At 57.5% G+C, this 16,655-nt stretch carries 21 protein-coding genes; 14 read left to right on the top strand and 7 right to left on the bottom strand.

Annotated features, from left to right (window positions below; genetic code table 11):
- Positions 1–7 precede the first annotated feature (7 nt).
- From J7412_RS05495 to J7412_RS05505, 3 genes are all read left to right on the top strand, one after another.
- Positions 8–457: a DUF6173 family protein gene (locus J7412_RS05495; RefSeq protein ID WP_209077774.1), complete on the top strand. Its 450-nt coding sequence runs from the start codon at positions 8–10 to the stop codon at positions 455–457.
- 116 nt (positions 458–573) lie between these two features.
- On the top strand, positions 574–708 hold the full coding sequence (locus tag J7412_RS05500) for an aa3-type cytochrome c oxidase subunit IV (RefSeq protein ID WP_209061573.1): 135 nt from the start codon (positions 574–576) through the stop codon (positions 706–708).
- A 28-nt stretch (positions 709–736) separates the two neighbouring features.
- Positions 737–1,372: a hypothetical protein gene (locus J7412_RS05505; protein ID WP_247743785.1), complete on the top strand. Its 636-nt coding sequence runs from the start codon at positions 737–739 to the stop codon at positions 1,370–1,372.
- 97 nt (positions 1,373–1,469) lie between these two features.
- Here J7412_RS05505 and J7412_RS05510 read toward each other — a convergent pair whose 3' ends face one another.
- Both J7412_RS05510 and J7412_RS05515 read right to left on the bottom strand, forming a co-directional pair.
- A complete protein-coding gene (locus J7412_RS05510; protein WP_209077775.1) occupies positions 1,470–1,790 on the bottom strand; it encodes an AzlD domain-containing protein in 321 nt (106 codons plus the stop codon).
- Positions 1,787–2,503, bottom strand: coding sequence for an AzlC family ABC transporter permease (locus tag J7412_RS05515; RefSeq protein ID WP_209077776.1), 717 nt, complete (start codon positions 2,501–2,503; stop codon positions 1,787–1,789). Before J7412_RS05515 ends, J7412_RS05510 begins: the two co-directional genes overlap by 4 nt.
- A 146-nt stretch (positions 2,504–2,649) precedes the next feature.
- Between J7412_RS05515 and fdhD the strand changes: the two genes are divergently transcribed.
- From fdhD to glp, 4 genes are read left to right on the top strand one after another with little or no spacing between them, the layout of a single operon-like run.
- The gene (fdhD, locus tag J7412_RS05520) at positions 2,650–3,537 is read left to right on the top strand and encodes a formate dehydrogenase accessory sulfurtransferase FdhD (protein ID WP_209077777.1); all 888 of its coding nucleotides are present in this window, start codon (positions 2,650–2,652) and stop codon (positions 3,535–3,537) included.
- The gene (gene mobA / locus J7412_RS05525; protein ID WP_209077778.1) at positions 3,534–4,157 is read left to right on the top strand and encodes a molybdenum cofactor guanylyltransferase MobA; all 624 of its coding nucleotides are present in this window, start codon (positions 3,534–3,536) and stop codon (positions 4,155–4,157) included. Before fdhD ends, mobA begins: the two co-directional genes overlap by 4 nt.
- The gene (mobB, locus tag J7412_RS05530; protein WP_348540465.1) at positions 4,154–4,648 is read left to right on the top strand and encodes a molybdopterin-guanine dinucleotide biosynthesis protein B; all 495 of its coding nucleotides are present in this window, start codon (positions 4,154–4,156) and stop codon (positions 4,646–4,648) included. The genes mobA and mobB overlap by 4 nt, the downstream gene beginning before the upstream one ends.
- 36 nt (positions 4,649–4,684) lie before the next feature.
- Positions 4,685–5,956, top strand: coding sequence for a gephyrin-like molybdotransferase Glp (gene glp, locus J7412_RS05535; RefSeq protein ID WP_209077779.1), 1,272 nt, complete (start codon positions 4,685–4,687; stop codon positions 5,954–5,956).
- Between the two features lie 30 nt (positions 5,957–5,986).
- Here the strand turns inward: glp and J7412_RS05540 are convergent, their stop codons facing one another.
- Positions 5,987–7,009 carry a hypothetical protein gene (locus tag J7412_RS05540; RefSeq protein ID WP_209078311.1) on the bottom strand — a complete coding sequence of 341 codons (1,023 nt, stop codon included), beginning with the start codon at positions 7,007–7,009 and terminating at the stop codon, positions 5,987–5,989.
- A 25-nt stretch (positions 7,010–7,034) separates the two neighbouring features.
- Positions 7,035–7,505 carry a transcription elongation factor GreA gene (gene greA, locus J7412_RS05545; RefSeq protein ID WP_209077780.1) on the bottom strand — a complete coding sequence of 157 codons (471 nt, stop codon included), beginning with the start codon at positions 7,503–7,505 and terminating at the stop codon, positions 7,035–7,037.
- Between the two features lie 251 nt (positions 7,506–7,756).
- Here greA and J7412_RS05550 point away from each other — a divergent pair, with 251 nt between their 5' ends.
- The 3 genes from J7412_RS05550 (at position 7,757) to J7412_RS05560 (ending at position 12,159) form a co-directional block, all read left to right on the top strand.
- Positions 7,757–9,406: an electron transfer flavoprotein-ubiquinone oxidoreductase gene (locus J7412_RS05550; RefSeq protein WP_209061559.1), complete on the top strand. Its 1,650-nt coding sequence runs from the start codon at positions 7,757–7,759 to the stop codon at positions 9,404–9,406.
- A 211-nt stretch (positions 9,407–9,617) separates the two neighbouring features.
- On the top strand, positions 9,618–11,324 hold the full coding sequence (locus J7412_RS05555; protein ID WP_348540466.1) for a tetratricopeptide repeat protein: 1,707 nt from the start codon (positions 9,618–9,620) through the stop codon (positions 11,322–11,324).
- Positions 11,314–12,159, top strand: coding sequence for a 4-(cytidine 5'-diphospho)-2-C-methyl-D-erythritol kinase (locus J7412_RS05560; RefSeq protein ID WP_209077781.1), 846 nt, complete (start codon positions 11,314–11,316; stop codon positions 12,157–12,159). The genes J7412_RS05555 and J7412_RS05560 overlap by 11 nt, the downstream gene beginning before the upstream one ends.
- A 17-nt stretch (positions 12,160–12,176) precedes the next feature.
- Here J7412_RS05560 and J7412_RS05565 read toward each other — a convergent pair whose 3' ends face one another.
- The gene (locus J7412_RS05565) at positions 12,177–13,178 is read right to left on the bottom strand and encodes a polyprenyl synthetase family protein (RefSeq protein ID WP_209077782.1); all 1,002 of its coding nucleotides are present in this window, start codon (positions 13,176–13,178) and stop codon (positions 12,177–12,179) included.
- 59 nt (positions 13,179–13,237) lie between these two features.
- On the opposite strand from J7412_RS05565, the gene J7412_RS05570 reads away from it, so the two are divergent.
- The 3 genes from J7412_RS05570 (at position 13,238) to J7412_RS05580 (ending at position 14,560) form a co-directional block, all read left to right on the top strand.
- Positions 13,238–13,459, top strand: coding sequence for a DUF2007 domain-containing protein (locus J7412_RS05570; RefSeq protein ID WP_209061553.1), 222 nt, complete (start codon positions 13,238–13,240; stop codon positions 13,457–13,459).
- On the top strand, positions 13,456–14,214 hold the full coding sequence (locus J7412_RS05575) for a methyltransferase (RefSeq protein WP_209077783.1): 759 nt from the start codon (positions 13,456–13,458) through the stop codon (positions 14,212–14,214). The genes J7412_RS05570 and J7412_RS05575 overlap by 4 nt, the downstream gene beginning before the upstream one ends.
- 181 nt (positions 14,215–14,395) lie before the next feature.
- Positions 14,396–14,560: a YdcH family protein gene (locus tag J7412_RS05580; RefSeq protein WP_209061549.1), complete on the top strand. Its 165-nt coding sequence runs from the start codon at positions 14,396–14,398 to the stop codon at positions 14,558–14,560.
- 3 nt (positions 14,561–14,563) lie between these two features.
- Here the strand turns inward: J7412_RS05580 and J7412_RS05585 are convergent, their stop codons facing one another.
- Together J7412_RS05585 and gcvA are read right to left on the bottom strand one after the other, a co-directional pair.
- Positions 14,564–15,430: an EamA family transporter gene (locus tag J7412_RS05585; RefSeq protein WP_209077784.1), complete on the bottom strand. Its 867-nt coding sequence runs from the start codon at positions 15,428–15,430 to the stop codon at positions 14,564–14,566.
- A complete protein-coding gene (gene gcvA, locus J7412_RS05590; protein WP_209077785.1) occupies positions 15,427–16,377 on the bottom strand; it encodes a transcriptional regulator GcvA in 951 nt (316 codons plus the stop codon). The genes J7412_RS05585 and gcvA overlap by 4 nt, the downstream gene beginning before the upstream one ends.
- 113 nt (positions 16,378–16,490) lie before the next feature.
- On the opposite strand from gcvA, the gene J7412_RS05595 reads away from it, so the two are divergent.
- Positions 16,491–16,649 (top strand): hypothetical protein, encoded by a 159-nt coding sequence (locus tag J7412_RS05595; protein WP_209077786.1) that lies wholly within the window; start codon positions 16,491–16,493, stop codon positions 16,647–16,649.
- Positions 16,650–16,655 lie beyond the last annotated feature (6 nt).

Consider the following 16,655-nt stretch of genomic DNA (forward strand, 5'->3'; position numbering starts at 1 on the left):
AGCTTTTATGAGCGAAGACATCAAGACCACAGCAGAGGCAGCCGAGGCTGCGGCTCTGCCGCGCCGCCGTGAGGTACATTCCAATCCAGAGGTGGCAGAGGTCGAGGTGCCTGAAAAGGTCGCCAAAGAACCTGTGCAATCCAAGAGCGCTGCCGAATGGGCCTATGAACGGCTGATCCTCTATATCCAGAACTTTGAAAAGCAGCTGGATGAAACCCATGAGGTGGCCATGGGCTTTGTCGGCGGGGAGGCCGGTGTGCTGCGGATCGAGGGTATGGGCTATTTTGATCCCGACATCGTGACCTTCTACGGCACCGACTCAAACGGCATCAAAACCCAGCTTGTCCAGCACGTCAGCCAGCTCAATGTGATGCTGCGGGCTTTGCCCAAACCCAGCGATGATGGCGAGGCGCCCACGCGCATCGGATTCCGTCTGGCGGAAGGGCTTAAGAAATAGGCCCGCAGGCAGTGCGGCATTTTGTGTCGCCTCTCTGGGGGCTTGCTCTGCGCAGGCAGGGTGACAGGTGATACTGAATCAGCTATCCAAGCACATAAGCGACAGGAGGAATGACCATGGCAGAACACAAGCACGGCTCGATGGATATCGAAGTTCAGGAAAAAACCTTTGCAGGCTTTATCAAAGCCTCTGTGTATGTGGCTTCTGCAAGCATTGGCATTCTGATCTTCCTGGCTCTCTTCAACAGCTAAGGCCAATAGGGCCACAGAGGTGCCCGACATGATCAGGACAATTCGTATGATGGCGCTGGCTTTGCTGGCGCTTTCTCTTGCTGCGTGTACCGTGCGCAATCCGGTTGAAACCAACGCGCTCGATCAGGAGGTCGCCGCAGCCCGCTATGCCCATGCCGGGCCAAAGCAGCTCACGCTCTTTACAATGATTTCCAATGACAACGGATCGGGCGCACATACCTCGCTTCTGATCAACGCCAGCGAACGGGTGGCCTTTGACCCGGCCGGGTCTTTCCGCACGGAAGGGATCACCGCGAAGAACGACGTTGTCTACGGCATGACGCCCTATCTGGTCGACCAGTACACCCGCTTCCATGCGCGCGAGACCTTCCACGTGGTGGTGCAGACTTTGGACGTTGAGCCGGAAGTCGCGGAGTTGGCATTGCGCAAGGCTCAGTCCCTTGGACCGGTGCTGGAATCACAATGCGCTTTGACCACCTCTCAGGTGCTGGCAGGCCTGCCGGGGTTTGAGGATGCGCCACGCACCTATTCTCCCCGCAAGCTGAGTGAGTATTTCGCGGCCAAAGGGGCGAGCTATGATCGCCTCTTTGAATATGACGACGCGGACAAATCCAAGGTTCTTGCGGCTTTTGTGCCGGAATATGAGCGCGCTGCGACCAACTGATCTGCGCACGTTAACCATGGTTTTTCGGGTGTTCTGTGCGTGAAATGCCACAGACGCAATACCGTAGGGATACCGACGCGATACAGACGTGAAATTTTCAGAGGATTTGGAGCCCGCCAAAAAGGGTTAACGCACCGACGAGGATCGCCCAAAGGATGTTTTTGGTGACATAGCCGGTGACCAGCGTCGCCGCTGCTGCGGCCATCCGTGCCGGGTCCGGTTGCCCCCCTGTGGCGCTTGGCCAGATCACCAGCGGGGCCACAAGACCGGGCAACACCGCAACAGCGGTATAGCGCAGGTGGCGCAGCACCCACTCGGGCATTTGCCGGTCGCCGATGATGCCCAAAAACACATAGCGCAGTCCGAAACTGCCGATTCCCATGCAAATGATGATGATCCAGGTTGTGGTCTCATTCATTTGGAATCCCTCGCTTTTTCCGCCTGGCGTTCAACTTCTGCACCGGTAATCATCCCCGCCGCAGCGGCCATCATCAGCCCGAGGTTCCAGGGCAGGAATGCAAATATCAGCGCCGTGATCACAGAGACCACAGCCGCCAGAACGTGGGCTTTCGTGCGCAGCATCGGCCCGATCATCGCCAAAAACGTGATAGGCACCGCAAAATCCAGCGCAAAGGAGGGTGGAATGGCTTGCCCCACCAACGCGCCCACCAGCGTCGCGGCATACCAGGCGGGAAAAACCGGGGTGATCGAGCCCAGAAAATATGAGAATTTCTGCCCCAGAGACAGCCCCGAGCGTTTCTCAAATTCAATGATTGCAAGGGCATAGCTCTGATCTACCAACCCATAAGCCACAAAAGCCCGTCGCCAAAAAGGCAAGGCTCCAAAGTAAGGCGTAATCGACGCGGAATACATCGCTAGGCGCAGGTTCACCGTCAGCGCAGAGGCAATCACAACAACCGTCGGCGCATTCTCCGCCATCAGTTGAAGAGCGGTAAACTGCGCCGCGCCAGCGATCACAACCACTGAAAAAGCAAGGGTTTGCACCACCGGCAAGCCCGCCTCGGTCGCGACCACGCCAAAGAGCAGGGCAAAGGGCCCCACCACCAGCAGAAACGGCAGACCATGGCGAACACCGCGCAGGAACTCGGTTCGATCAAAGTAGGATGTCATGAGACTCGCTCAAAAAATAAAGCCCTCAAGGCCTACCCAAGTCCGGTTGGGGATGCAATGCGTGGGGATAGCTGAAACGTGGTTGATTGGTGGTGGTCAAGGCAGCGAAAGCTGATTAGGTTTCAGTGCGATGTGGAGGAGGCTGCATGTCAGAAGCATCAGATTTGGCAGACTATTTGATCGCGCCCGACCCAAAGGCGCCACGGCTGACACGCGCCGTGGTGGGCACAGATCAATTTGGTCAACCCACCGAGATTTCGGTTGTCGAGGAGCGTCCTCTGACGATCTATCTCAACAGTCGCGAGATCGTCACCGCGATGACAATTGGGGATTACCCGGAATATCTCGGGCTTGGTTTTTTGCTCAATCAAGGAATGCTGAAGCCGACCGATGACGTGACCGGCGTGGACTATGATGAGGAACTCGAAGTTGTTGTTGTTCGCACCGCAACCGAGACGAACCACGAAGAGAAGCTGAAGAAAAAGACCCGCACATCCGGCTGTGCAGTGGGCACTGTGTTTGGTGATATGATGGAGGGGCTTGAGAATGTGACCCTGCCGCAAAGCACCATCCGAACTAGTGATCTCTATGCCTTGGCGCATAAGATCAACCGCACGCCCTCGCTCTATCTGGAAGCCGGAGCCATCCATGGCACGGTGCTCTGTCAGGGTGATCAGCCGCTGGTCTATATGGAAGATGTCGGGCGTCACAACGCGGTTGATAAAATCGCGGGCTGGATGTTTCAGGAGCAAGCAAGTGCCTCAGATAAGGTGCTCTATACCACGGGCCGGCTGACCTCTGAGATGGTCATCAAATGCGCTTTGATGGGCATACCGGTGCTGGCCTCGCGATCCGGGTTCACCGCCTGGGGCGTTGAAATTGCACGACAAGTCGGGCTGACGCTGATCGGACGCATGCGCGGTCAGCGGTTTGTTTGCCTGAGCGGCGAAGACCGCCTGCTGCGGGATGTTGATCCCAACCGCGTGCCGGAGGAAGCGCGCAAACACGGACGCAAGAGCGGAGCAAAAACGTGAAGCAACCACTCGGAGTGATCCTTGCAGGAGGGCAGGCCACGCGCATGGGCGGCGGCGACAAAGGGCGCTTGATGCTTAGTCAACGCAGCATTCTGGAGCATGTTATCGAGCGGCTCGAGCCCCAGGTTGCCGGATTGGCGCTGAACGCCAATGGCGATGCTGCGCGGTTTGATGATCTCGATTTACCTGTGTTGCCGGATTCTCTCGAGGGCTATCCCGGACCTTTGGCCGGGGTGCTGGCAGGTTTGGATTGGGCGGCAGAGCAGGGGTCGGATGCCATTGTGACCGCCGCTGCAGACACGCCGTTTTTCCCGTGTGATCTGGTGCCGCGTTTGTTGCTGGCCGCAGAAGGCAAACCGCATGTGCTTGCACTCTCTGCGTCGCGCGAACCGGACGGCAAAATATGGCGCCAGCCCACATTCGGCCTTTGGCCTGTGGCGCTTAGGGATGATCTGAGGGCGGCTTTGCAAGAGGGGCTCAGAAAAGTTGTCCTGTGGACGGATAAACATGATGCAGGTCAAGCCATCTTTGCCCAAACCGGGATAGATCCCTTTTTTAACGTGAATACCCCGGACGATCTGCAAGAGGCGCGCCGGTTGGCAGGAGACCCCACAAAGTGAAGCAGGTTTATGGCGTTGTCGGCTGGAAGAACTCTGGCAAAACTGGATTGATGGAGCGCTTGGTGACGGAAATCACCAGCCGGGGCTTGACGGTTTCCACGATCAAACACGCGCACCACAGTTTTGATGTGGACCAGCCGGGCAAAGACAGCCATCGGCACCGCGAGGCGGGGGCAAGCGAGGTCTTGCTCGCCAGCCGCGCGCGTTGGGCCTTGATGCGTGAGCTGCGAGAGAAAGATGAACCGTCGCTGTCGGAGCTTCTGGAGAAGCTCGCTCCGGTGGATCTGGTCCTGATTGAGGGCTATAAGCGGGACAAGCATCCGAAGGTAGAAGCCCATAGAGCCGTGACGGGCAATGCGCTGATCGCGCCGGAAGATCCAACCGTGCGCGCCATTGCTTCGGACACAGCATTGGAAAGCGATCGGCCGGTGATGAACCTTGATGATACCAAAAAGATCGCAGATTTCATTCTGTCAGACCTTGGAATATAGCCTCTTTATCAGCCGTTTACACAAAAGAGCAGAGCAATGGTGCAAGACAACAAACTGGTGCCGCCACCGCTGAAGAATGATTGTTTTGCCTTGCCTGCAGACACCCACTGGACGCCGGTTTCTGAAGCTTTGAAGCGCCTGGAAGAGCGGTTGCATGTTTGCGTGCCGGTCGAGCAAGTGGCGCTTTCAGAAGGTTTGGGACGTATTCTGGCGCAGGATGTTGTTGCGCAACGCTCCAATCCGCCGCAGCCTAATTCTGCGGTTGATGGCTACGGTCTAAATCATGCGGATATCGTTGATGGCGCACAAAGCCTGCCGCTCGTAGAGGGGCGGTCCGCCGCTGGGGAACCCTTCGAGGGGGCGGTTCCTGCAGGCCATGCGGTGCGAATCCTCACCGGAGCCACGATCCCTGAGGGAGTGGACACGGTGATCCTGCAGGAAGACGTGAGCACGGATGGCACGGCGATTGCTTTTCACGGGCCGCTCAAGAAAGCAGCGAACACCCGAAAGGCCGGAGAGGACGTTGCAAGCGGTGATGTGATCCTGCCCAAAGGGCGGCAAGTGACGCCTGCCGATCTGGCGTTGATCGCGGCAACCGGCTGCTCCGGTTTGAGTGTGTATGCACGTTTGCGCGTGGCTGTGATCTCTACAGGTGACGAACTGGCGGAAGCCGGGTCTGAGGCGCGGGAAGATCAGATATTTGATGCCAATCGGCCAATGCTGTTGGGCATGATCACGCAGTTTGGCTTCACCCCGGTGGACATGGGGCGGGCGCCTGATGATCGTGAGGCTCTAAAGAATTTCTTGGATCAGGCCGCAGAGCAGGCTGATATGATCCTGACTTCCGGTGGCGCGTCTGCAGGGGACGAAGATCACATGTCCGCGCTGTTGAACGAAACCGGCTCCATGACCCTGTGGCGTCTGGCAATCAAGCCGGGCCGTCCGCTGGCGTTGGGCGTGTGGAACGGAACGCCGGTCTTTGGGCTGCCTGGCAATCCGGTGGCGGCAATGGTCTGCACCTTGATTTTTGCCAAGCCTGCCATGAGTGCGTTGGCTGGCGCGGGTTGGAAAGCGTCGGAACCTATCTGGGTGCCTGCCGCGTTTGAGAAAGACAAGAAGGCCGGTCGGCGCGAGTATCTGCGCGCGCGACTTGTTGCCGGACGGGCCGAGGTGTTCAAATCTGAAGGTTCGGGCCGGATCAGCGGTTTGAGCTGGGCAGAAGGGCTTGTGGAGCTTCCTGACGAGGCCATGCAGGTTGGCGAAGACACACTTGTCGCCTACTACCCCTACGCTGCCTTTGGGCTGTAAAAAAAAGCGCCACCTGGGCGCCTGTTTTGCTTAGTCAAATATGCCGGCAACACGTCCCAGAAGCATGAAGGCTCGGGCTGTGCGCGTGTCAGATAGTGCGGCGATATCCGCGTCGGTGGCTGTCTCTTCAAACTCAACGAAGCTCTTGTCAAAGCGGCGCAGAAAGTGATGCGCTGCGTCGCGGAAAATCGCATCTTGTTTCATGCGACCAGCGGCCAGAGCCAGAGAGCTGCGATCACGCACTCCCCCCAATGCTGCGATGGCTTTGCCACGTTCGCCTGAGGCAAAGCGACGCCAGATTTCTGGACGCGCCAGATCAGGACGCAAGTCATCCATGTAGATGCCGTCTTGGCTCAGCAGGGTGAGAACGTCTTGGCTCGCCTGAATGAGATGTGCAGCTTGCCGGTCCCGCAACGCCTTGCGCAGAGCGGCAAAGCCTTCGGCGTCTTCTGCGTTTTCGGGGAAATTGAGCGCTTGGATAAAGTCTGCACGGGCGAGAGGCGGGGACAGCTCCTCAGCAGGTGTGCCAAGTGCCAAAGTGCCCTGATCGGTCAGATCTTCCGCAGGCGCGTCAGTTGTGGGGGCCTTGCGAATACCGTCCTCACGGTCCCGGCTGGTAGAGAACGTGGCCAGCGCGGTTTCAGTCTTACGTGTGGCCGCAGCAATCTCATCGAGCTTTTTGGTGACGGAAGGCTCTACACCCTGCGCAGCCTGTGCGCCTTGTGCCTGCAGCACATAGGTGCGGCGCATGGCATCTATTGCCGCCTGAAGGCGTGCGCTTTCTTCGCGCATCACGCGGGAGGAACGGGCGGCGGTGGCCGCCACCCAGATCATCGCAACTGGCATGAATACGGCAAAGAGCGTCATCAAAAACGCCACGCCGTCAGCTTGTTCTACTGGATTTGACGGAAGGATCAGAAAGAAAATGACGGCGCCAAGCAGCCAGATAAAACTGAGACCGACCGCAATCCATTCGATTGCGGTGATCTTGGGCTGCTGAGGTTTGTCGTAAATACCCAGCGGTGTTGACTGGGATTCGGTGTCGTCTTTCATGCCAGTGCGTGTGGTGGCCATCGGGTTACTTGTACGCGATACTCAGGACTTCGTAGCTTTTCTCACCGCCGGGGGTGCGGACTTCGACGCTATCGCCTTCTTCTTTGCCAATCAGCGCCCGTGCAATCGGGGATTTGATGTTGAGAAGGCCCTTTTCAACATTGGCTTCGTGCTCGCCTACGATTTGCCAGGTTTTCTCTTCGTCTGTGTCTTCGTCAGCCAGAGTGACGGTTGCACCAAATTTGATGGCGCCAGAGAGGGTTGCGGGGTCAATGACCTCGGCAAGACCAATCACGCCTTCCAACTCTTTGATACGCCCTTCAATGAAGCCCTGTTTTTCACGGGCTGAATGGTATTCCGCGTTCTCTTTCAGGTCGCCGAGCTCGCGCGCAGAGGCGATTGCCTCGATGATCGCGGGGCGTTCCACCGTTTTGAGTTGCTTCAATTCCGCTTCGAGCGCCGAGTGACCGGCGCGAGTCATTGGTATTTTTTCCATGGGTGCGGTCCCGTTGGTCCTTGGCCGCCTTAAACACAGGGCGGCAGTTCTGTTTCAACTGTTGCGGTGCAGAATGCACTGAGGCCTCTTTCAAATGCAAGTGGCGCACCCTTTGCAAGAAGAAATATCCGAGCGTGCCGCAAAAACGCGCTATTGGGGCGAAATGTCGTTGGGTTCCGATTGACGGATCGATTAAAGACACGTTAGCAGATGCGAAAGAAAATTACCCAGCGATCCGAAAGGGGAAGCCAATGTCGGAAATCGAACGCGAAGCCATGGAATATGACGTTGTCATCGTTGGCGCGGGCCCTGCGGGTCTGTCTGCAGCGATCCGTCTGAAACAGCTAGATGCGGACCTTGACGTTGTTGTGTTGGAAAAGGGCTCTGAAGTCGGGGCGCATATCCTGTCCGGTGCTGTTCTGGACCCTTGCGGGCTGAACGCGCTGATCCCTGATTGGAAGGAAAAAGGCGCGCCGCTGAACACCCCGGTGAAAGAAGACAACTTCTACATGCTGGGTGAAGCCGGTGAAATTCGTATCCCGAACTTCCCGATGCCACCGCTGATGAACAACCACGGCAACTACATTGTTTCCATGGGCAACGTCTGCCGCTGGATGGCGGAGCAGGCAGAAGAGCTGGGCGTAGAGATCTTCCCAGGCATGGCATGCTCAGAGCTGGTCTATGGCGACAATGGCGAAGTCAAAGGCGTTGTGGCTGGTGTCTTCGGTCTGGAAGAAGATGGCTCTTACGGTCCTGGCACTGAGCCAGGCATGGAGCTGCACGGCAAATACGTCTTCCTGTCGGAAGGTGTGCGTGGGTCGCTCGCGAAAGAAGTGATCGCCAAATACAATCTGCAGGACGGCAAAGAGCCTCAGAAATTCGGCGTTGGCATGAAAGAGATCTGGGAAATCGACCCGGCGAAACACAACGAAGGTGAAGTCACCCACACCATGGGCTGGCCTCTGGGCAGCAATGCGGGCGGTGGTTCCTTCATCTATCACCTTGAGAACAATCAGGTGTATGTGGGCTTCGTGGTGCACTTGAACTACAAGAACCCGCATCTGTTCCCATACATGGAGTTCCAGCGCTTCAAGCATCACCCAAAGGTGGCCAAGCTGCTCGAAGGCGGCAAACGGGTCGCTTACGGCGCACGCGCTATTTCTGAGGGTGGCTATCAGTCCATGCCGAAGATGGTGGCGCCTGGTGTTGCGTTGCTTGGCTGTTCGGTCGGTATGGTCAACGTGCCGCGCATCAAGGGCAACCACAATGCGATGCTGTCCGGCAAAGCCGCGGCGGAAGCTGCCTTTGAAGCCATCAAGGCAGAGCGTTCTGGCGACGAGCTGAGCGCATATGAAGAAGAAGTGCGCACCGGTGCTATTGGTCAAGACCTTAAGAAGGTTCGCAATGTGAAGCCGATCTGGTCCAAATGGGGCCTCACCGCGTCCCTGATGCTGGGTGGTTTGGACATGTGGACAAACACTCTTGGGTTCTCCCTGTTTGGCACCGTGAAGCACGGCAAAAACGATGCGGAGGCCACGGAAGAGGCCAGCAAGCACAAGCCGATCGATTATCCGAAACCAGATGGGAAGCTGTCATTTGACCGCTTGACCAACGTGAGCTTCTCCATGACGAACCATGAAGAAAGCCAGCCTTGCCACCTGCGTTTGACCAACCCTGACACACCAGTGTCTGTGAACTTGCCGAAGTTTGCAGAACCAGCGCAGCGCTACTGCCCTGCGGGCGTTTACGAAGTGGTTGAAGAAGAGGGCAAAGATCCGCGCTTTGTTGTGAACTTCCAGAACTGCGTGCACTGCAAAACCTGCGACATCAAAGACCCAAGCCAGAACATCACTTGGGTCACGCCGCAAGGCGGCGACGGGCCAAACTACCCGAACATGTAAGCGAAACTGGCCCAACCAAGGCCGCAGTGTATGAAATCGCCCCGATCAGCAACCGCTGGTCGGGGCTTTTATTTGCCGCGCGGAATTGCATAAAACCCGGCGCATCCCTCAAAAACTTGATCTGTTTTGCGCGCATTCTCGCCGGTGCGCCATTGCGCGTGGCAATGGGCGCGACTAGGTTCAAGGGAAGGCATGAACATGGGAGTTTCACGTGGCCAATAAGCTTTTCAGATCGGTTGCCATTTCGGCGGTTTTGGCGGCGATGGCGCTCCCAGTTCAAGCAAATGGCTTGGCGGGGTCTTATCTCGCGGCGCGGCAAGCAACCTATGAGTCTGATTACAGCCAAGCCGCGCGGTATTTCACTCAGGCGCTGACCCGCGATGCCGGCAATCCAATGCTGCAGGAAAACGCTGTTCTGGCGTTTCTGTCTTTGGGGCAGATTGATCGGGCGATGCCGATTGCACGCAAGATGATTGCGGAGGGCAACCACAGCCAGCTTGCGGAAATGGCACTGACCACAGGGCTTGTTGAGGATGGGAACTTCTCCGAGCTGATCGATCGTCTGGAAAAGGGCGGTGTTGGTCCTCTGGTGGATGGGTTGTTGAAGGCCTGGGCCGAAATTGGCCGCGGCGAGATGTCTGAAGGACTTGCCGCATTTGATGAGGTGTCCAAAGAGCCGGGGCTTGGCGGGTTCGCAGAGTATCACAAAGCCATGGCCTTGGCATCGGTTGGCGATTTTGAAGGAGCGCTCGCGGTGTTTGACGCGGGCACTATGGATGGTCTGCAGCTGACCCGTCGTGGTGTGATGAGCGAAGTTGAGGTGCTGTCTCAGTTGGATCGCACTGAAGATGCGATTGCGCGCATTGACGAAGCCTTTGGCAACGATCTTGACCCGGCCTTGCGCCAGATCCGCGATCGCCTGGTCGCCGGGGAGACCTTGCCATTCACGCATGTAACAAGTGCGGCGGACGGCATTGCAGAGGTTTATCACTCTATCGCAAGCGCGCTGCGCAATGAGGCCAATGCGGATTACACGCTGCTCTATGCCCGGATCGCTGAGTATTTGCGCCCAACGCATACTGAGGCTTTGTTGATGACCGCGGAGCTTCTGGAAACGCTTGGTCGTTATGAATTGGCCTCCCAGACCTATCAGAAGGTTCCTGCGGATGATCCCTCGTTTCACGCAGCCGAATTGGGGCGCGCAGAGGCCCTGCGGGAAACGGGTAAGACTGAAGCCGCGCTTGAGGTGCTTGAGCAGCTGACGCGCAGCCACGGGGATGTTGCCTATGTCCACACCGCATTGGGGGACCTGCGCCGTCAGGAGCGCGATTTTGCGGGCGCCGTTGCCGCCTACAACGACTCGATCAATCTTTACGACGAACTAGAGCCGCGCCAGTGGTTCCTGTTCTACGCACGTGGCATCAGCTACGAGCGCTTGGGGGAATGGGAAAAGGCAGAAGCGGATTTCCGCAAGGCTTTGGAGCTGAACCCGGAGCAACCGCAGGTGCTGAATTATCTGGGCTACTCTCTGGTCGAGAAGCAAATCAAACTGGACGAAGCGCTGGATATGATTGAGCGCGCTGTCGCGGCCCGTCCTGATAGTGGCTATATCGTGGACAGCCTCGGTTGGGTTTTGTTCCGTCTTGGACGCTATGACGAAGCTGTGGCTCATATGGAGCGCGCGGTGGAGTTGATGCCGGTCGACCCTGTGGTGACCGATCATCTGGGCGACGTCTATTGGGCAGTCGGGCGTAAGCTGGAAGCTCAGTTCCAATGGCGCCGAGCCTTGAGCTTTGTCGATGCAGATACCGTGGAAGAGGCCGATCCGGAGCGCATTCGCCGTAAATTGGAAGAGGGCCTGGATGCTGTTCTCGAAGAAGAAGGGGCTGCGCCTCTGACGGCTGCCAATGAAAATTGAGGCATTTGCGCCTGCCAAGATCAATCTGACCTTACATGTGACCGGCCAACGCGCTGACGGGTATCATCTATTGGATTCCCTTGTGATGTTTGCCGACTTCGGGGATCGGATCTGGGTCGAAAAAGCAGGTGAGACCACGATGGACGTGACGGGGCCTTTGGCAGGTCCAGTCCCGACCGACAGCAGCAACCTTGTTAGAAGAGCTGCTGATTATTTGGGGGTGACCGCCAAAATCACGCTGGAAAAGAACTTACCGGCTGCGGCAGGTATCGGCGGGGGGTCTTCGGACGCAGCAGCAACGCTGCGCGCTTTGTGCGCGCTCTACGATCTGCCGTTGCCTTCCGAAGATGCTGCGCTCGCGCTTGGGGCGGACGTACCGGTGTGCCTGAAGGGCGGCTGGGCGCGGATGAGCGGTATTGGTGGCGATGTAGCGCGTTTGGGCGCAGGCGCTGCGTGGCCCATGCTGCTGATCAATCCGCGCGTTGCGGTCTCCACTCCGGAGGTGTTTCGTGGACTAAATGCGAAAACAAACGCGCCAATGCCGGGTCGGATGCCAGCATGGAGTGATAGGGAAGCCGCGCTTGAGTGGCTCGCTGGTCAGCGAAATGACCTGCAGGCCCCTGCCATAGCGCTTGAGCCGATTATTGCAGAAGCGCTTCAGCTGCTGGGAGACAGCGATGGCTGCCAGCTGGCCCGAATGTCGGGATCTGGCGCAACTTGTTTTGCAATTTTCACAGATGGGATGGCGCGTGATGCGGCAGCGGAAAAAATCCGTGCGAAACGGCCAGACTGGTGGTTTCAACCGGTCCAGGACTGCGGAAAGAGCTGGCGCTAGAAACGCCAGTTTTCGGCTCAGTTGAGGCGCTCCACCACGTAGTCGGCGATGCCAATTAGCAGGTCGCGGATGGCGTGCTCCGGAAGGTGTTCCATCGCGGCTTTGGCCTTTGCGGTCCAAGCGTATGCATCATCGCGCGTTGCTGTGAGCGTGTCATATTTGGCCATCAGCGCGAGGGCATGCTGGAGGTCGCCGTCTTCTTGGCGGCCCTTCTCAATGGTCCGCACCCAGAATTCCCGCTCTTCTTCTGTGGCCTGAGCGACCGCTTTGATCACCGGCAGGGTGAGTTTGCGCTCGCGGAAATCATCACCGATGTTCTTGCCAGTCTGAGCGGTGTCGCCTTGATAATCCAGCAGATCGTCGGCGATCTGGAATGCGATACCAAGCGCATCACCGTAGTCAAAAAGTGCTTTGACCAATTTCGGGTCCGCGCCTGCGATCACGCCGCCAACTTCGGTCGCAGCGGAGAAAAGCGCCGCTGTTTTACCGCGCACAACTTGCAGATACACGTTTTCGTCGGTGCGAAGATCGGTGGCGGCAGTGAGCTGCAGCACTTCACCTTCTGCGATGGTTGCCGAAGCATTGGACAAAATCCGCAGAACGTCGATTGATCCGGTTTCTGTCATCAGCTGAAAGCTGCGGGAGAAGAGATAGTCGCCAACAAGGACAGAGCTTTTGTTGTCCCAGAGGAGATTCGCTGTTGGGCGGCCGCGGCGCTGGGCGCTTTCGTCGACCACATCGTCATGTAGAAGCGTCGCTGTGTGGATGAACTCCACAGTGGCTGCGAGATGTACATGAAAGGGGCCTTCGTAGCCACAGAGGCGCGCTGCGGCGAGGGTGAGCATCGGGCGCAGGCGCTTGCCTCCCGCGCCAACCAGATGCGCTGTGACCTCAGGAATTCGTGGCGCATGTTCAGAGGCCATACGCTCCTGGATCAGGCCGGTCACGGCCTCCATATCGTTGCGCAAAAGAGTGGCGAGGGCTTCATGCGGTTTACTTGCTGCGTGATCGAGGCTCATCTGTGACTTCCTGATGTGAGGGGTCGACATTCGGCGATCCCTGACTTTACATCCCCATTATGAAAGAGCTTTTGCGCAGCACAGATCCGACCATCATCGCATTCGCCACAGCCCTGCTTCAGGGGGAGGGTATAGACTGCTTTGAAATGGACGTAAATATGAGCATCCTCGAAGGCGGGATCGGAATATTCCCGCGTCGTTTGATGGTGCGATCAGCAGATTTGCAGCAAGCAGAGCGGGTTATGCGCGATAACGAGATCGCGCTGGGCCGGCCAGTATGAGCCGGGCGCTCACCAAAAACGCCTTTTTGAATGGTCGTGTGCAACTTTGGCAGCCCAAAGATGGCTATCGGGCCGGCGTGGATCCGGTTCTCCTGGCAGCCTCTATCCCGGCCAAGCCCGGTGATCGTGTCCTCGAGCTGGGCTGTGGGGCGGGCGCCGCGTTTTTGTGTTTGTACAAACGGGTTGATGGCCTGGCCTGTGACGCCGTGGAGATACAGCCTGTCTATGCAGCTCTCGCGCGAAAGAATGTTCAGGAAAACGATGTGGATGCCACGATCTGGGAAGCTGATTTGGCGGCGCTCCCAGAGGAGCTTAGACAGCGGCAGTTTGATCACATTTTTGCGAACCCACCCTATTTTGATCGGGCAGCGGGAACACTGGCTCAGGACATGGGGCGCGATCTGGCAAGAGGCGAACTGACACCTTTGAGCACGTGGGTCTCTGTGGCTGCGAAGCGGTTGGCTCCCAAAGGCACAGCAACCTTTGTGCACCGCGCAGAGAAGATGCCCGAGCTGCTTTCAGCGATGATGCCGGTGTTGGGTTCATTGGAGGTTTTGCCGCTTCAAGCGCGGGCAGGGCGCGCCGCAGGCTTGGTGTTGGTGCGCGGGCGCAAAGGTGGGCGCGGGGCGTTTAAGCTGCATGCGCCTTTGTTGATGCATGAGGGGGCGGAACACTTGCGAGATGGGGAAAGTTATACGCCTCAGGTGCGGGCTGCTTTGCGAGAAGGCGCTCCGCTCCCATTTCCAAAAAAATAGTCTTCTTGCCAGAAATGATTCGAGGGGAAATCGGCGCGGTTTTGCGTCAGTTTTGCGAAGGTTGGGCCGCGCGTTGGCGGAAATTTTCCTGTGTTTCGAATGCGACACAGTCGGGGCGTGACAGGCGATAAATTCTGTGCTGCACTGTTTGGGCTAAAGATCGTTTGGATAGGAGACCAAGATGAGCGTAAGCGCACACCTGCAAGAGCTGAAACGCAAACATGAAGCCCTCTCTGATCAAGTCGAACAGGAACAACGTTCGCCAGGCAGCAGTGACCTCGCCATCGCCGACCTAAAGAAGCAAAAGCTCCGACTTAAAGAAGAGATCACGCGTCTCTCGATATGAGTTCTAGTTAGATTTTAGACTGGCGCGCGCGGCGAGTATGGCGCCGCCAGTCACAAGCAAGGCAGCGGCCACCAAGTGTAAGGTCGGTTCTGCAAAGCCAAAACCCACCAAAGCCAAGGTCGACAAGATAGGTGCCGAATAAGACGCGGTACCCAAGAGTTGAATGTCGCCGCGCTTTACTCCGATGTCCCAAACATAGAAGGCCAAGCCTACCGGGCCCAGACCGAGCGCTACGACGGAGCCCCAGCCCAAGGAGCTGTCCGGCCAGGCAGTGTCTTCAAAGAGGATATGGAGGCCGGCGGAAAGTACCGCGGTGGCAAGGCAAAACACCACAACAGAAACGGTAGGCACATCGCCGAGGCGGCGGGAAAACACTGAGTAGCCCGACCAGGTGAAAGCGCAGGCAAGAGCCAATGCGTATCCGGGTAAATGTTGTGGGTTAAAGCCGATCCCGCCACCGCCAATGATCAAGGCGGCCCCGACAAACCCCAAGAGCGCGCCGAGCAGGTGGCCCGCCCGTAACTTTTCACTGGGCAGCAGGCCTGAGAGCAGCACAATGAGGAGCGGCCAAAGGTATGCAATTAGTCCGGCTTCCGCGGCTGGTGCCAAGCGCAGAGCGCCGAAATATAGCGCGTGATAGCCAAAGAGGCCGATTGTCCCAAAGAGGTAGACTCTGAACGGTACCTTCGAAAGTGCGCGCCATTCGCCTGTGACCGCGGCCCATACAACGCCAAGGGTGCCGCCAATGGTGAAGCAGAGCGCGTTCAGCAACAGAGGCGGCGTGGGGGCGCTGCCAACGGTGAAAAGCGCCAGCAACGCCCAGAGCAGAACTGCGATGAAACCCGTGGCGGTGGCTTTGCTGCGCGTCATGCGGGGAAAATCTCTTCAATGGGTGTCAGGGTTAAGGCTTCCGTCACTGCGGCTGTCTTTTCAATCTCTTTCATCATCCATGCGTGGAATGCAGCAATATGCGGGCGGGTCTGAGTGCCTTCGCAGCAGAGAAAGCGAAACCCAGCTTTGAGGGAAATGGCCTGTCCGTATGGGGCAACGAGGCGTCCTTCATAGATGTCTTTCACCACCAGCGCACGTCGACCCAAAGCAATTCCTGCTCCTGCTAGCGCAGCGTCGATACTATGATCTGCGCCGGTGAAGCGTGGGCCATGGCTGGTGTCGATATCGAGGTTCATCAGGCGGCACCATGCGGCCCAATCTGCGCGGGGCCGCAGGAAGTCTATTGATTCATCGTGGATCAGCGTGGCGCCAGAGAGGCTCTCTATAGTGGGGAACCGCTCTGCCAACTCTGGCACCATAACCGGGGTGACCCATTCACGGGCCATCGGGAAGGACCAAAGGCCAGCTTCCTTGCGATCCTCGCCAAAGCGGATCGCGACATCCACCTCATCACGGTTGAAGTCCAGATTGCGTAGGGTTGCGGAGAAACGCAGGTCGATCTCTGGGTGCGCGCGTGCAAATTCATAAAAGCGCGGGGCAAGCCATTTGGCAGTGAAGGCAGGACCGGCGGTGACCATCAAAGTCGCGTCGTCGGTCTGGCGTTGCGCGCTGCGCCAAGCTGAGGATAGGGTCTGAAATCCTTCCTGAACGCCGGGAGCAAGGGTCTTGCCGATTTCCGTGAGTGCGACAGCGCGATTGAGGCGGTGGAACAGCGGTGCCTCCAAATGCTCCTCAAGAGATTTGATCTGATAAGAAAGCGCGGCTGGAGTCACGTATAATTCCTCTGCGGCTTTCGCGAAGGACATATGGCGCGCAGCGGCCTCAAAGGCGCGTAAGGCGGTGAGTGGGGGAAGGCGATCCGACATCTTCAGTTAAGTACAGCTTAACTGAACTCTTGAAAAGTCTCGTTTGTCGGGAACTACGGATAAAGCGATATTGGGTGCAGTTAGACATTCCTCCAGTAGCAAGTGAGAACGCCATGATTGAAACTGCTTACAATGCCCGCACCCGCCAAGCTTTCGAGGCCGCGCACGCAGAGCGCAGCAAAATCTTCGTTGGCTTCTTCAAATCCTTGTTTGGCACCAAAAAAGTTCCGCTGAGCCAGATGGCACTTACGGAACCGTCCCGCTGTGCATGAGATGTG

It is taken from the genome of Shimia sp. R9_3 (assembly GCF_017743755.1).
Lineage (GTDB): Bacteria > Pseudomonadota > Alphaproteobacteria > Rhodobacterales > Rhodobacteraceae > Shimia.